Annotated in this window: 15 protein-coding genes; 6 read left to right on the top strand and 9 right to left on the bottom strand. The window is 55.7% G+C overall.

Annotation, left to right across the window (positions count from 1 at the left end):
• Positions 1–153: 153 nt before the first annotated feature.
• Together ACFWW4_RS11400 and ACFWW4_RS11395 are read right to left on the bottom strand one after the other, a co-directional pair.
• Positions 154–486 (bottom strand): TIGR01244 family sulfur transferase, encoded by a 333-nt coding sequence (locus tag ACFWW4_RS11400; protein ID WP_411890951.1) that lies wholly within the window; start codon positions 484–486, stop codon positions 154–156.
• Positions 487–492: 6 nt separating this feature from the next.
• Positions 493–705: a DUF2892 domain-containing protein gene (locus tag ACFWW4_RS11395; RefSeq protein ID WP_393931277.1), complete on the bottom strand. Its 213-nt coding sequence runs from the start codon at positions 703–705 to the stop codon at positions 493–495.
• 130 nt (positions 706–835) lie between these two features.
• On the opposite strand from ACFWW4_RS11395, the gene ACFWW4_RS11390 reads away from it, so the two are divergent.
• On the top strand, positions 836–1,363 hold the full coding sequence (locus ACFWW4_RS11390; RefSeq protein WP_411890950.1) for a hypothetical protein: 528 nt from the start codon (positions 836–838) through the stop codon (positions 1,361–1,363).
• An 89-nt stretch (positions 1,364–1,452) separates the two neighbouring features.
• Here ACFWW4_RS11390 and ACFWW4_RS11385 read toward each other — a convergent pair whose 3' ends face one another.
• Positions 1,453–1,803, bottom strand: a complete 351-nt coding sequence (locus tag ACFWW4_RS11385; protein WP_411890949.1) for a phasin family protein — start codon at positions 1,801–1,803, stop codon at positions 1,453–1,455.
• Between the two features lie 107 nt (positions 1,804–1,910).
• Here ACFWW4_RS11385 and ACFWW4_RS11380 point away from each other — a divergent pair, with 107 nt between their 5' ends.
• On the top strand, positions 1,911–4,460 hold the full coding sequence (locus tag ACFWW4_RS11380; protein ID WP_411890948.1) for a cation-translocating P-type ATPase: 2,550 nt from the start codon (positions 1,911–1,913) through the stop codon (positions 4,458–4,460).
• Positions 4,461–4,527: 67 nt separating this feature from the next.
• A complete protein-coding gene (locus ACFWW4_RS11375; RefSeq protein WP_411890947.1) occupies positions 4,528–6,051 on the top strand; it encodes a PAS domain S-box protein in 1,524 nt (507 codons plus the stop codon).
• Here ACFWW4_RS11375 and ACFWW4_RS11370 read toward each other — a convergent pair.
• Complete coding sequence (locus ACFWW4_RS11370) at positions 6,027–6,806, bottom strand: response regulator (RefSeq protein WP_411890946.1); 780 nt, start codon at positions 6,804–6,806, stop codon at positions 6,027–6,029. The two genes, ACFWW4_RS11375 and ACFWW4_RS11370, sit on opposite strands and share 25 nt — an antisense overlap.
• Positions 6,807–6,974: 168 nt before the next feature.
• Between ACFWW4_RS11370 and ACFWW4_RS11365 the strand changes: the two genes are divergently transcribed.
• Positions 6,975–7,655, top strand: coding sequence for a helix-turn-helix domain-containing protein (locus tag ACFWW4_RS11365; RefSeq protein WP_411890945.1), 681 nt, complete (start codon positions 6,975–6,977; stop codon positions 7,653–7,655).
• On the opposite strand, the gene ACFWW4_RS11360 is transcribed toward ACFWW4_RS11365, so the two are convergent.
• Together ACFWW4_RS11360 and ACFWW4_RS11355 are read right to left on the bottom strand one after the other, a co-directional pair.
• Positions 7,652–8,083, bottom strand: a complete 432-nt coding sequence (locus ACFWW4_RS11360) for a DUF2267 domain-containing protein (RefSeq protein ID WP_411890944.1) — start codon at positions 8,081–8,083, stop codon at positions 7,652–7,654. The genes ACFWW4_RS11365 and ACFWW4_RS11360 overlap by 4 nt on opposite strands.
• Before the next feature lie 9 nt (positions 8,084–8,092).
• On the bottom strand, positions 8,093–9,277 hold the full coding sequence (locus ACFWW4_RS11355; RefSeq protein ID WP_411890943.1) for a hypothetical protein: 1,185 nt from the start codon (positions 9,275–9,277) through the stop codon (positions 8,093–8,095).
• Positions 9,278–9,349: 72 nt separating this feature from the next.
• Between ACFWW4_RS11355 and ACFWW4_RS11350 the strand changes: the two genes are divergently transcribed.
• The gene (locus ACFWW4_RS11350; RefSeq protein ID WP_411890942.1) at positions 9,350–9,886 is read left to right on the top strand and encodes an Hsp20/alpha crystallin family protein; all 537 of its coding nucleotides are present in this window, start codon (positions 9,350–9,352) and stop codon (positions 9,884–9,886) included.
• 112 nt (positions 9,887–9,998) lie between these two features.
• Here the strand turns inward: ACFWW4_RS11350 and ACFWW4_RS11345 are convergent, their stop codons facing one another.
• On the bottom strand, positions 9,999–10,331 hold the full coding sequence (locus ACFWW4_RS11345) for a chaperone modulator CbpM (protein ID WP_411890941.1): 333 nt from the start codon (positions 10,329–10,331) through the stop codon (positions 9,999–10,001).
• Positions 10,306–11,178: a DnaJ C-terminal domain-containing protein gene (locus ACFWW4_RS11340; RefSeq protein WP_411890940.1), complete on the bottom strand. Its 873-nt coding sequence runs from the start codon at positions 11,176–11,178 to the stop codon at positions 10,306–10,308. Before ACFWW4_RS11340 ends, ACFWW4_RS11345 begins: the two co-directional genes overlap by 26 nt.
• 128 nt (positions 11,179–11,306) lie before the next feature.
• Here ACFWW4_RS11340 and ACFWW4_RS11335 point away from each other — a divergent pair, with 128 nt between their 5' ends.
• The gene (locus tag ACFWW4_RS11335; RefSeq protein ID WP_393931254.1) at positions 11,307–12,161 is read left to right on the top strand and encodes a universal stress protein; all 855 of its coding nucleotides are present in this window, start codon (positions 11,307–11,309) and stop codon (positions 12,159–12,161) included.
• A 91-nt stretch (positions 12,162–12,252) separates the two neighbouring features.
• On the opposite strand, the gene ACFWW4_RS11330 is transcribed toward ACFWW4_RS11335, so the two are convergent.
• A complete protein-coding gene (locus ACFWW4_RS11330) occupies positions 12,253–13,341 on the bottom strand; it encodes a Gfo/Idh/MocA family protein (RefSeq protein ID WP_411890939.1) in 1,089 nt (362 codons plus the stop codon).
• Positions 13,342–13,345 lie beyond the last annotated feature (4 nt).

Raw genomic sequence — 13,345 nt, 5'->3', positions numbered from 1 at the left:
CCGGACACTTCGGCTGGAACTCTCGAAGTATCCTCTATCATCCCAACAGTGACAAGCGCACGCCACACGAATTTAGTGTCGTCTTTCGCCCGGAGCGCGCAAGGCAGGTGATACATTACGAACAGAGGTGATCGGGTGGAGAAGCACAAAAAACTACTCAGCAAAGGCTTGTTCAAACACCGCCTTGCTTCGGCCACCTTTATAGCAATAGGCCAGAACCGGTTTCGGCAATTCATCATATGCCTTCATAAAGGCCTGCACATCATCCTGCGACGGACCGACTGGCGCAATAGGGACATAACGCGCGCTTAGCCCTGTGGCATCCGCCGCCGCAGCAATCGCCTCGAACAGCGGTTGGCTGATGTCTTCACCGTCTGGCCGATTGCAGATGATGCTTCTAAAGCCAAGACTGTGAGCCTGGGTTACCTTCGCCGCGTTCAATTGCCCGGTCACAGCATAGGCGTCAGTGATGCGCGTGATCTCCACCCTGGATTACGCCTTTTTCGTCCTGATGTTCAGCACCCGGTAGAGTGGGCAGAACGAAAAAAGGCCGGTGAGGATCAGGATGGCCCCGATTGCCATCAGGATGTATGCGACGACAGCGCTCGCCCCAAGTCCCAAGAAGTTCAGCAACGGTGCGACAATCAGCGCGATACCGAGGATCACCCGCAGGCCACGGTCAACCGTTCCCACATTCGCGGTCATGGTCGTCTCCTTTCAAGAATTGAGCATGTACTGTACCCCTAACACCAGCGTCCCGCAGCGCATTGACATATCTCAATCACGGCCACGACCACATCGCCAAAATTCAGGTATTCAGTCGTGGCAGGTACAGATGCGCAAACCCGACACCAAAATCGCCATTGTTTGCTATTCAAAGAGCGGCCATTCGCGACGTGCTGCAGAATTGCTGGCGGGTTTGCTGGATGCTGATCTGCATCAGTTGAAAACGAGCCGGTATCGCACGCCCTTTCTGGGCTATCTACGGGCCGGGCTGGATAGTCTGCGACTGGCAAAGCCAAGTCTGGCGCACCCCCTGCCCGATCTGAAATGCTATGATGCGCTGGTGATTTGCGGCCCGATATGGACATCGTACCCGGCGGCACCATTGCGAAGCTACTTTCAGCAGGTTCAGCACTTGCCAGCAACTCTTGGTCTTTTGCTGACATGCGGTGACCATTCACCACCGGAAAAGGCGTATGCCTTGGCGGAACAGGAGCTGGGCCGCCCGCTGACCGCCAAAGCCGCCATCGCGAATGACCGCGAAATGACAACAGAAGAACGACGGATTTTGGGCGATTTCGCTGACAAACTACGCAAAGTCACAGAGCAAAAAATGATGTCACCTTTGATCAGTCAGTAAAACTCGGCAAAAGCAATAACAGCTTTCCCAGGGGAGGCAGGCAACCCTCGCCAAACATGGCGCATCACAACGCGACGGGCTTAGGTCGATTAGACCGGTGTGTGCTTGGTCTGCTGTGACAAATTTGGAAACAGCGATGTGCTTTTCTCAATCAGCTTGCCGGTTTCAACCGTGTATTGCACATACGCACGCTCCATAAACGCAGCTTGGATGGCCTGCATTTCTGCCACTGATTTGCAATGTAGAATTTCATGCTGCGTCTTCACATCCTCCCGGATACGTTCGGCAACAAAACTCGCCAGTTCACTGCCCAGATCAGACATCGCCTCAATCCATGCGGTGCCCATCCATGACAATGGGTCAAGTCCAGTATTCTGACCAGATGGGGCAGACATTTCTTTCGGCTGTTCGTTTTTGGCACTTTCCGCTTTCTTGGGCATAGCTCTCTCCTCTCGCGTCATGCGACCCACCAACTCTAGTGGTCTTCAACCGGCACCGTATTGATCTTGATCAACGCACTATCCTGCCCAAACGCCCAAATGGCGACATGCAGATAACGCGCAGCCAACAACAGGGTCTTACGTCAGAACAGGCAGCGGCAGCGCGCCAACAACACGGTTGGAACGAACTGCCCAAACCGGACCAGATATCACCGCTACGCATTCTGTTACGGCAGTTTAGCAGCTTTCTGGTTCTGATCCTAATGGCCGCCGGTGGCATCGCGTTCTTCCTGGGCGAGGTTGTGGACACCATCGCGATCGGCCTTGTCGTGATTCTGAACGCCGCCCTGGGGTTTGTGCAGGAATGGCGTGCGGAAACCGCGCTTGAGACTTTGCGAAGTATGCTATCACCGCAGGCTCTTGTGATCCGCGACGGACGCGAAATGCGTATACCCGCCCGCGATCTGGTGCCGGACGATCTGATCGTACTGAATCCGGGCGATCGTGTGCCCGCAGATGCCAAAACCATCGATGCGGTCGCGTTGCGCATGGATGAAAGCATTCTGACCGGTGAGTCTGCGCCAGTTGATAAAGCCAAGAGCGATGATCTGATGACTGGGACATCAGTGGTGGCGGGCCGCGCACGGGCGCGGGTTTTTGCAACCGGCACCCATACGGCTTTCGGCGAAATCGCCGAACTGACCGGATCATTGGGGCAAAAGCAAACCCATCTGCAGAAGCAATTGGGAACACTGGCAACACAACTTGGTATAGCGGCAATCGGGGTCGCAGCGGCGATCCTTTCAATTGGTCTGGTCGTTGGGCGCGACACGGTAGAGATGTTGATGACCGCCTTGTCGCTTTCGGTTGCAATGGTGCCCGAAGGCTTGCCAGCTGTCGTCACTATCACGCTGGCCCTTGGTGCTGCAGCAATGGTGCGTCAACAGGCATTGACCCGTCGCCTGCAGGCCATTGAAACCCTTGGCGCTGCATCAGTGATTTGCACGGACAAAACCGGCACTCTGACCGAAAACAAGATGACCGCGACAGAAATCTGGACACCAGTGGCGCAGTACACGGTCACGGGAACGGGCTACGATCCCTCAGGCCATATCACCCGAAATGGCGTGAAAGCGCGCGCGGCTGACGATACCGTTCTCATGACGCTCTTGCGCACTGGAATGGTGTGCTCTCATGCCCAGCTCAGGCGCGATGGCCATGAGTGGGTGATGACAGGCGACCCCACAGAAGGCGCGCTTCTCACGCTTGGCTACAAGGGCTGGTGTGATCCAGGCGCTGAGATAACAGACGAAATCCCGTTCAGTAGTGACCGCAAGCGCATGAGCGTCATGGCAGATGGTGTTATCTACACCAAAGGCGCGCCAGAGCAGGTGCTGGCGATCTGTTCCGAGATTATCAGCGAAAACGGTGTTGTGGCTTTGGACGAAACGCGGAGCGGCGAAGTCATTCGCGCATATGAAGCGATGGCAGCCAAAGGGTTTCGCGTTATCGCACTGGCCAACCGCAAAAACCAAAGTAGCAGCCTCGTCGAAAAAAACCTTACATTTCTAGGGCTCGTTGGCATCATTGATCCCCCTCGACCTGAAGTGGTGGCTGCCGTCGCTGCCGCAAAATCGGCTGGCATCAGGATCATCATGATCACGGGCGACAGCCCGGTCACGGCGAAAGCGATCGCGTCGCAGCTGAACCTGAACGTGGAGCAGGCCATAACCGGCGACGCACTTGCGGCATTATCGGATGAGGAGTTGCGCACGACGCTTTCCCAACCCATCCTTTTTGCGCGGACCCGCCCGGCTGACAAGATGCGGATCGTGGCAGCCTTGCAGGCCGATGGGCAGGTCATCGCCATGACCGGCGATGGCGTGAATGATGCCCCGGCGCTGAAACAAGCCGATATTGGCGTCGCCATGGGTATACGCGGCACCGATGTCGCCCGGGACGCGGCGGATCTTGTCCTATTGGATGATAATTTTGCTACTATTGTGGCCGCTGTCCGCGAAGGGCGTCGCCAATTTGATAATATTCGGAAATTCGTACGCTACCTTCTGTCATCCAATGCTGGCGAAGTTGTCGCCATCTTTGCAAACATTGTCATTGGCGGTCCTTTGATCTTTTTGGCGACACAAATCCTGTGGATGAACCTCGTCACCGATGGTGTCACTGCGGTGGCACTCGGGCTGGAAAAATCGGAACCGGGCCAGATGAAAGAACCACCGCGTCCCATGAACAGCCCCATCCTGGGCTGGGGCGGCATCGCACTTATCATAACCTTTGGATGCTATACCGGTGGGGCCGCGTTGTGGGTGTTCTGGCAATTGGTGGCCGTGGATGTCGATCTGGCGCGCACGGCCGCTTTCACCGCAATGGTCATTTTTGAGAAGGCCAGCGTCTTTGCCTTTCGGTCGCTGCGATCACCTTGCTGGCAGATAGGCTGGCTGTCCAACCGGACCTTGATCGCGGCGCTGTTCGTCACCATCGGCGCGCAGGTTGTGGCGGTTTACTGGGCACCATTGCAGGTTCTCCTTCATACGGTTCCGTTGGACGCCGCACACTGGATAATGATCGCTCTGCTTGCCTTGCCGCTGATCATCGTGCCCGAGTTGGTCAAGACGCTTTGGCGCCAAAGATTGGAGTGACAAAGATCAATACTATCGCGGCTACGGGATGCCATACTATGGTTAGGGAATGACCCATGGTGAGTACATGAGTGGAAGCGCCCTAGAAGACGCCGCAGTACTTGGCGCGATCTTTGAGGCGACGGTAGACGCGATAATCGTGTCTGACAAAGCCGGTCGCATATTGCGCGCGAACAAAGCGGCCTACGACTTGTTCGGGCACGAACCCGACAGTCTGGTTGACCGGAGTGTCTCAATTCTGATGCCTGACATCGTTGCAGACGCGCATGATGGTTTCATGGCCCGCCACCTGAAGACCGGGATGAAACGTATCATCGATATTGGTCGGGAGGTGGAAGGGCAACGAAGAGACGGTACGGTCTTTCCGCTGCATTTGTCGGTCGGGCGCACGAATGCAAAGGGGCAGCCAATCTTCGTCGCGATCCTGCACGATCTGACCCAGCGGGTTGCAACAGAAAGGGCATTATCGCGGTCGCAGAGGCTGGATGCCTTGGGCCAGATGACTGGCGGTATTTCTCATGACTTCAACAATCTGCTGACCATCATCATCGGCAACCTGGAACTGTTGCAGCCGAAAATCGCGGATGCAACTGCCGCAGCCATGCTGACAGATGCGCTGGAAGCGGCCGAGCTGGGCGCTGATCTGACCGAGAGACTGACCATGTTTGCCAGACGTGGCGATCTGAAGGCAGAACCGTTCGATCTGAACCACGGCTGCGAGATGGCGCTCGGTATCCTGAGGCATACCTTAGGCGATGAATATCGCATTGAGGCCGATTTTGACCGTGATCTACCACCCGTCATGGTCGATCCGACCCAACTGCAGACGGCCATCGTCAATCTTGCTCTAAATGCCAAAGACGCGATGCCCGATGGTGGAAAGATCACAATCAATACCGAATTGGCACGGATCGACGACACCTATGTGGCACAGGAAATCGACGTGGTTGAGGGCACGTATATACGCCTTTCGGTGACAGACACCGGCACGGGGATGTCACCCAATGCCACACGGCGCGCCTTTGAACCGTTTTTCACGACCAAGCCATTGGGCCGCGGCACCGGGCTTGGGCTGGCGATGGTTCACGGCTTCATGCGACAGACGGGTGGACATGTCACGGTGTATAGCGAACTGGATCATGGAAGCACATTTGCGCTCTATTTTCCGGTCGAGGATGGCGAGGCCGCGATCCATAACCACAATTCGGCGAAGCAGGCCGGCCTGCGCGGCAACGGACAGCTTGTATTGGTTGTCGATGACAACCCACAGATACTGGACCTGTCTGTCGAGCGTATTGCCGCACTTGGCTATCGCACCGCGCAGGCCAGCGATGGCGATACCGCTTACAAGATGCTGACATCCGGTTTGACCCCAGATCTGTTATTCAGCGATGTGGTGATGCCCGGCACATTGGACGGATGCAGGCTTGCCCAAAAGGTGCGCAAAGAGTTCCCAGATATCAGAATTCTGCTGACCTCCGGCTATGCGGAGGATGCGCAAAAGCTGCGACAAAGCTTTGAAATCCTGCAAAAACCGTATCGGCAGGTTGTGCTGGCTGAAAAACTTCAGACCATGCTGGGCAATGAGTGATCTGTCACGCGACCAACCTGTCCGGTGAATGAATAGCCAACACCCCGGATCGTCGTAATCAGTTTGGGATGCGCAGGGTCGCGTTCAATCTTTCTGCGCAATCTGGACACCTGATTATCGATGGTCCGATCCAGCGGTGCCCAAGCACAGCCACCCAATAGATCCATCAATCGTTCACGGGACAATGCCCGCTGTGGGTGCTGAAGAAAGATCCGCAGCAGCCTGAAATCGCCGCTCGTCAGGCCGATGGGTCTGCCATCGCGTCCGATGATCTCGAACTGGTCCAGATTCACCTGCAGACCATCAAACGACAGCGTATCAGTTTGCTGGGTATCAGAGGCAGCAGTCCGCCGGCCTTCATCGCTGGTTTCAGCCGGCGCGGCTGCGATCTGGGACCGACGTAAGACAGATTTGACCCGCGCAATGACCTCGCGCACATGAAACGGCTTAGTGATATAGTCGTCGGCGCCCACCTCCAACCCGACAACACGGTCAATTACGTCATCCTTACCAGTCACCATGATGATCGGAACCGATGAAATCGCCCTGATTTTTCGGGCCACCTCAATCCCGTCATCTTCGCCCAGCTGCAGATCCAGCGTTATCAGCGCTGGCCTGGCAGAGTTCAAAATCTTCAGGGTCGATGCACGGTCGTGGGCTTCACGTACCTGATAGCCCTCACCCTCAAGGCAACGCCTGAGAAGGGTGCGAATCTTGGGTTCATCATCAACGATCAGGATGCGCGGTTGGGTCATTTGGTCACCGATGGCAGAACTTGCCGTAAGCGTAAGATAGCGGACGCATCGCCGTTTTGTAAGCTTTGCGATTCTTGGGATACAAATTGATACAATCCGTTACTTGCCCATCAGAACACTTGCGACAGTGACCGATCATACCATCCTTGAAACTGAACGGGGGTTCTCATGTACGTAACGCGACTGAATGAACATGTTTCGCCGCAACTTATCCCACAGCCTGTCAAAACCTCAACGGTTACCCGGCTGCACCGCGTGGCCGAAGGCAAACATCTGTTTTTCGAAGGCGAAGAGGCTGGCAATATCTACCGGGTTGTCTCAGGCGTACTACGCCTGACCCGGCTGATGGAGGATGGACGCAGACAAGTCATCGCCTTTGGGTATCCGGGAGATGTCGTCGGTTTTCCAAGTGACGGCCAATACCACACCGATTGCGAGGCGCTTCGGCCAACCACAGTCGTGGTACATAACCGGGCCGCTTTGGAAAGTAGCACTGGGGATGCTGCGCTCCATGCCAGTTTGCTTCAGGCGGCCTTGCGCGAAATCAGCGCGATGCAGGATCACTTTCTGATGCTGGGACGGAAATCAGCCTGTGAAAGAGTAGCGTCATTTCTTTGCGTCTTGGCGGATCGGGTCGGAACACCGCTTGGCGAATTCACACAGTTCGACTTGCCGATGAGCAGGTCTGACATTGCCGATTTCCTTGGTTTGACGACCGAAACGGTCTGTCGAACCTTTACACAATTGCGCAAACGCAACGTGATCGCCCTGGATCGCATTTACACGGTCATCGTGTTGAAACCCAAGGATCTTTTTGCCTTGGCCGAAGGCGAAGCTTCTTGCAGCTAGGGCGCGGGCCACATGTCTCTCAGCTCAGTGGGGAGGTTGGCACGAACATCGTCAACCTCACCGCGTGAGATGCGCGCGTTCAGCAGCTCGAACACCACCCTAATGTCTTCTGGACCACGATAATCCAGAACTTCACCGACCTGTTTTTCGATCGCGGCAACGAACTCATCTTGGTGCCGCTCTCTTACTGGCGTCAATTTCGGTTGCCAGCCTTCATAATACATCCCACGGAGCATGATCGGAAGCTGGGCGGACAATTGTGCCATCTCATTGATCTGCAAATGGTCACGGACCCTACAAATAACAGCGCGGAGCAGGCGCAACACATCGCGTTCGCTTGACCAACCCAAACGACCTGACAGGTCATTCACCCATTCATGGGCTTCGTGGGTCGTTCTCTCAAAGACATGGATTTGACCAGTCGTCATCAGCGCCTCCTAATTTTCAATTGGTTTCATATCTACATCATAGGCGTAGCCGGGATTACCGATCAGCCAGTTGAACAAGGCACTCGCCATCGCCCCAATGCCCAAAAGAACCAACGTATAATTGACGACCCAACCTACAAACGGAATGAAGTTCAGCAATGTGACAAGACATACTGCGACGGCGAGTACCGATAACCGGACCAGAATTGACGGGTCCGAGGGACCACCCAAGGCCAGCGTTGCACGCATCGCAATAGCATAAGCCGCCAGAACGTAACCCAAGGTCCATGCGACGATAATCAGCAGTAGGGCGAAGGGCACAAATGGGATTCCAATAATTGTAAGCGCGGTAATCGGCACCAGACCAAACAGCATGGACAAACCGAGAATGCCAAGCAGAAAGATGTGACCCGGACGCTCAGCGATTTCGCGACGCATGCTGGCGACATGTTTGGGTGTGAAGGTCAGGAAAATGCCGCCGATCAATATGAAGAATGCCAGCGTCACAATGAACGCCGAGAGAAGCGTTACAAAGGTGGGGAGGATGGGCATCTCCACATCATCCCAAGTCTCGCGCATTTCTTGCCACATGGGGCGGTTGATCAGTACCTCGAATTGGACACGATCTGCCGAGATCACCCGTTCGGGAATGCTGATCGGCCGTTCGGCAGAGTATGTCAGCACGCCATCAATCCGGGCATCCGGGCCAAAACTGATGTTTTCGGCGGCAAGCCGTACATCACCGCCAATTGGCGCATTTAGCGTCACTTCCGCACTTGCAACCGACAAGGCACCCGCGACCGTCCCATCGATGATGACGGATCGCCCCAGAAAACGGGCATTTCGGTTAACCACCGCCGCGGATGTTAAACGAACGCTATATCCCATAGCGGTCACATCTTCCGCGACATTGGAACCGATCGTAACTGTCGCACCCATCGCGTAAAGGTCAGATTCTGTATCTGTGTCGACATTCACATCCATGCCAGCGACATGCACGTCGCCGTCGGCAACGCCCGCGATCGACACAATCTCACCAGCTGCGAACACATCGCCTGCGGCACCGTAGGTTTCGGTAATTGTTGTTCCAGCGGCAAAGCTATCACCGCCGTTCGAGGCCGACATGGTCTGGGCCTCACTGGCAGTGGCCAACGCGAAAGCGGCGACAACGGTGATGATCTTGAGGCTCCACATGACACATCCTCAGCTATTGCGGTGTGCCATCGTTTTAGCGCTGTCGGGAATACGACCCATTGACGAAAATCAATGCCGGGCGCAGCGCTTCATCTTATGAAAGAACCCTCGATTGAGATGAAAGGAAGTGCAATGGATAACCAAATCACACCGCGCCCCACTGATCCGCAGCCTTTTTTTGAGACGCTGCAGGAAGAGATGGAGCGAATGATTGATCGTATGCGTTTCAGTCCGACGATCCGCGGAACAGCATCTCGTCTCGGACTATCCGGCCAGATGATGCCCGCAATTGATATGAGCGAAAGCGACGACATGGTGGAAACTACCGTTGAGGTGCCTGGCGTGGACAAGGACAACATCGATGTGATCATCAATGGCGATGTTCTGACAGTCAAAGGTGAAAAGTCCAACGATCGCGAAGAAAGCAACAAGAGCTATCATCTGATCGAACGCAGCTATGGCCATTTCGAACGACGGGTTCCTTTGGGTTTTGTGCCAGACGATGATGCCGTAACTGCAGCATTCGATGCCGGGGTGCTGAAACTGCAAATCCGTAAACCGGCAGAGGTGAAAGCCGCGGTGCGTAGGGTCAAAATCTCTGGCACCTGAACTTTTGTTGGCCGACCGCGCGTCGGCCAATGAGACAGACGAGGGTTTGCAAAAATCCAACACACTCGCTCTCTATTGGCAAAACTCAGACAAGTGTGACAGCTTTTCCCGATCAACGACCGATCTGCGCCAATTTACGTGACAGCGCATCGCGCTCTTCGATCAGGTCGAGAACCAGAGCAACCCCGGCAAGATTGAGACCCAGATCATGAGTCAAACGACGCGCCTTGCGCGCTCGAAGTACATTCGGCGGTGAAAAACGCCAGTCAGAGGCATCGCGCCCTAATGGATCAAGCACACCATAGTCGACTAAGGCGACAACCCAATCGACCTTTACATGACAGAATTGACTGAGTTCGGTAAGCGTCAGCGCCTCGATAACCTCAACTGAACTTGGACTAGCGCGTCTCATATGATGATCACTCCCTCGCTCGGCGCGGATCAAAACGGAACTCCCGCGCCATGTTCTCATATAGTTCCTTGGCTTCCGCAGATTTCACGGGCGGATTGACGATCAACAGCGTCGCAAAAAGATCACCGGCCACAGCACCAGGCAGCCCCCTGCCCTTTAAGCGTAGTTTCTGACCGCTCCGCGCATTCGGCGGCACCTTGATCTCCACCTTACCGCTGGGCGTCGGCATTGCGACACGCGCGCCCAACGCCGCCTCCCAAGGCGTGACTGGCAGATCCACCGAGATATCGCGACCATCCAAGCGAAAAATTGGATGGGGTTTCACCGCCACCTCCGCAATCAGCTCAGTTCCATCGGCTTGCAGGCGCAGATGTTGACCCTCTGATAGGCCTTTGGGAATATCGATATCCAACGTTTCGGTGCGCCAAACGACGCGACCCTGCTGATCCAATTGCGGCAGGCGAAGTTCCACCCGCTTGCGGGCACCGGCAAAGACATCCTCCAGATCAACTTCCAACCGGACATGCTGCACCGCACGCTCTGCAAACCCGCCGCTGCCAAAAGCTTTGAAGATATCATCAAAATCAGCCGCACCTGCCCGGCCCATATCGTCCGGTGCAAATCCAAAGCCGCCATCCCAGCTCGCCTGAGGTCTGGGGTTCTGCCAATCTGCCCCGTATTGATCATAGGCGGCGCGCTTTTCAGGATCGCGCAGCACATCATAGGCCTCGCTCACCGTCTGGAACATCTGCGCCGCGTCAGCGCCAGTATTTACATCAGGATGATATTTGCGAGCCAGCTTGCGATAGGCCCGCTTGATGGCATCATCTGATGCGTGTCGGGAAACACCCAATACCTTGTAATAGTCGTCTGCCGACATCCTGAATGCTCTGATTTCTGTTTCAGACAAAGTAGCGTGAAGGTCCGCAAGGCGATTGATCAATCTCAATTCGGGACCGGGCTGGAGGCTCTAGAAATAACGCAGCATCCAAAAAAACGGAGAGCCTCATGCAAAACCAGACCATCCTTGTCCTTCAGGGCCCCAACGGCACCGATCAGGACCTTGCGCACCTTTCCGAAACCGCGCGCGCGCAAAACGCGTATCTGTCGGTTCTGCATATCGGACCGGTCCAGCCAATTCCCGTCTATGCCTACGGCGGCATGCCCTACGGCGCCGTCGAAGTACCGCATAAATGGGTGCAGGAGCGTCAGGCACTCGCCGCGGTAATGGAAGAAAAACGTCAACGCAGCAACGCCTTCTTTGAGAAGGAAGGCATATCGGGAGAAGCAGGCGTGATCTGTTCATTTCCCGCGTCGCTGGATGATGATGTGGCGCCGCGTGCCATGCTTTGCGACGTTGCCGTTCTCCAACACGATCTGCGGGAAGATGAAGAAGCATATCGCAAACTGCTTTTTGGCCTCCTGTTCAACTCTCCGGTTGGTGTCGTCATCAATTCACACCAGACAGCCGCGCCGCTTGCTCCCAAAAAGGTTTTTGTAGCATGGAACACAAGCGCCCCTGCAGCCCGCGCGGTGCATGAGGCGCTGCCGATGCTCAAGAAGGCCGAACATGTAACAATCGGCACTTTCGACGCAATCAAGAAGGAAACAGCAGATGGTGAAGAGCCGGGCGCCGATCTTGCCAAATGGCTCAGTCATCACGGCTGCACAATTACAGTAGAGCAATATCAGACGAACGGCGCTGAGGTCGGCGAAGCGATCATGGCGCACGCCAAAGAGGTGGATGCCGATCTGATCGTCATGGGTGCCTATGGCCAGTCGCGCCTTCGCCAGGCGGTCTTTGGTGGCACGACGCGGACAATGATCGAACAACAGGACGCTGCCGTGATGCTTGCGCATTGATGTCACTGTTTGGCGACGTACTTGCGGAGATGCTGACTTGAGAGGGGGCAGTTGCCCCTCTTTCGCTTCCCTTACGCTGAGCGAGCCGCTGTTACAGGGTAACAGCTTGCCCTGTCCGCGCGCTCTCCTGCGCCGCCAGACCGATCTGAATCGCCTTTGCACCATCTGCAAGCGTCACTTCGACCTCGCCTTCGCCACGCAAAACCGCATTGAAACGCTGGTGCTGATAGAAGGTGGAGCCGTTGTGATCCCCGGCATCCAGCAGTGCGGGATCAACGGGAATTTCTGACACATACGGCCCCTTTGGCGCGCGCGGGCTGATGATCATTTGCGGCACAGGCGGATCACCCAACAGCTTCGGCCAAAACCGTCCCGGCCCCGGCACAAGCGCCTCGATCTTGCCCTTGGGGCCGACCGCGCTGATCTCTTCCTGCCACTTTGACCCTTCGGCGAACATGCACAATTCCAGCATCGCGCGCGCCCCTTTGGCGAAATCAAGGATCACGTAGCCATTATCCCAGATATCCGGAACCTGCCCATCGTATCGTTCATCAATGTGGTTCAACGACTGGCCCGCGCTTGCCATCACCCGCACCGGCTCATCATCCAGAATAAGCCGCATCAGATCAAAGAAGTGGCAACATTTCTCGACCAGCGTGCCGCCCGTTTTGGCGTTGAATCGGTTCCAATCGCCAATCTTTGGCAAAAACGGAAAGCGATGCTCGCGGATGGTCAGCATCTTGATCCCGCCGGTCGCCTGCTCGGCCTGTGCAATCAGGGCTGCGACGGGGGGCATATACCGATACTCCATCGCCACCCAGACAGGATGCGGATAATCCTTGAATAACATCTCCAGCACCGGCGCGTCTGCGGGATCGGTGTAAAGCGGCTTTTCACACAAAATCGGCATGGGCCTTGTCGCCACAATCTGCTTGAGCTGCGGCACATGCAGATAATTCGGGCTGACAATTACCACCGCGTCCAGCGCCTCAAACGCCAGCAACTCTTCCAGCGATTCCGCCACATGCGCATCCTGCGCCAATGTCGCGGCGGACTCAGCCAGTTCGAGCACCGGGTCATAGACCACCGACACCCGCCCTTGTGGCAGCAGATTGATATTCAGAATATGTTCGCGGCCCATCATGCCGCAGCCGATCAGGCCGTAGTTCACCGTTTCCACGTCG

The organism is Yoonia sp. SDW83-1, from assembly GCF_046762885.1.
Classification (GTDB): domain Bacteria; phylum Pseudomonadota; class Alphaproteobacteria; order Rhodobacterales; family Rhodobacteraceae; genus Yoonia.
This window is presented reverse-complemented; position numbering and strand designations above follow the sequence as displayed.

What these genes read in the sequence shown, in the direction of transcription:
- ACFWW4_RS11395 (WP_393931277.1), bottom strand. Translation starts at nt 705, where the DNA reads ATGACCGCGAATGTGGGAACGGTTGACCGTGGCCTGCGGGTGATCCTC.
- ACFWW4_RS11390 (WP_411890950.1), top strand. Translation starts at nt 836, where the DNA reads ATGCGCAAACCCGACACCAAAATCGCCATTGTTTGCTATTCAAAGAGC.
- ACFWW4_RS11385 (WP_411890949.1), bottom strand. Translation starts at nt 1,803, where the DNA reads ATGCCCAAGAAAGCGGAAAGTGCCAAAAACGAACAGCCGAAAGAAATG.
- ACFWW4_RS11380 (WP_411890948.1), top strand. Translation starts at nt 1,911, where the DNA reads ATGCAGATAACGCGCAGCCAACAACAGGGTCTTACGTCAGAACAGGCA.
- ACFWW4_RS11375 (WP_411890947.1), top strand. Translation starts at nt 4,528, where the DNA reads ATGAGTGGAAGCGCCCTAGAAGACGCCGCAGTACTTGGCGCGATCTTT.
- ACFWW4_RS11370 (WP_411890946.1), bottom strand. Translation starts at nt 6,806, where the DNA reads ATGACCCAACCGCGCATCCTGATCGTTGATGATGAACCCAAGATTCGC.
- ACFWW4_RS11365 (WP_411890945.1), top strand. Translation starts at nt 6,975, where the DNA reads ATGTACGTAACGCGACTGAATGAACATGTTTCGCCGCAACTTATCCCA.
- ACFWW4_RS11360 (WP_411890944.1), bottom strand. Translation starts at nt 8,083, where the DNA reads ATGACGACTGGTCAAATCCATGTCTTTGAGAGAACGACCCACGAAGCC.
- ACFWW4_RS11355 (WP_411890943.1), bottom strand. Translation starts at nt 9,277, where the DNA reads ATGTGGAGCCTCAAGATCATCACCGTTGTCGCCGCTTTCGCGTTGGCC.
- ACFWW4_RS11350 (WP_411890942.1), top strand. Translation starts at nt 9,350, where the DNA reads ATGCCGGGCGCAGCGCTTCATCTTATGAAAGAACCCTCGATTGAGATG.
- ACFWW4_RS11340 (WP_411890940.1), bottom strand. Translation starts at nt 11,178, where the DNA reads ATGTCGGCAGACGACTATTACAAGGTATTGGGTGTTTCCCGACACGCA.
- ACFWW4_RS11335 (WP_393931254.1), top strand. Translation starts at nt 11,307, where the DNA reads ATGCAAAACCAGACCATCCTTGTCCTTCAGGGCCCCAACGGCACCGAT.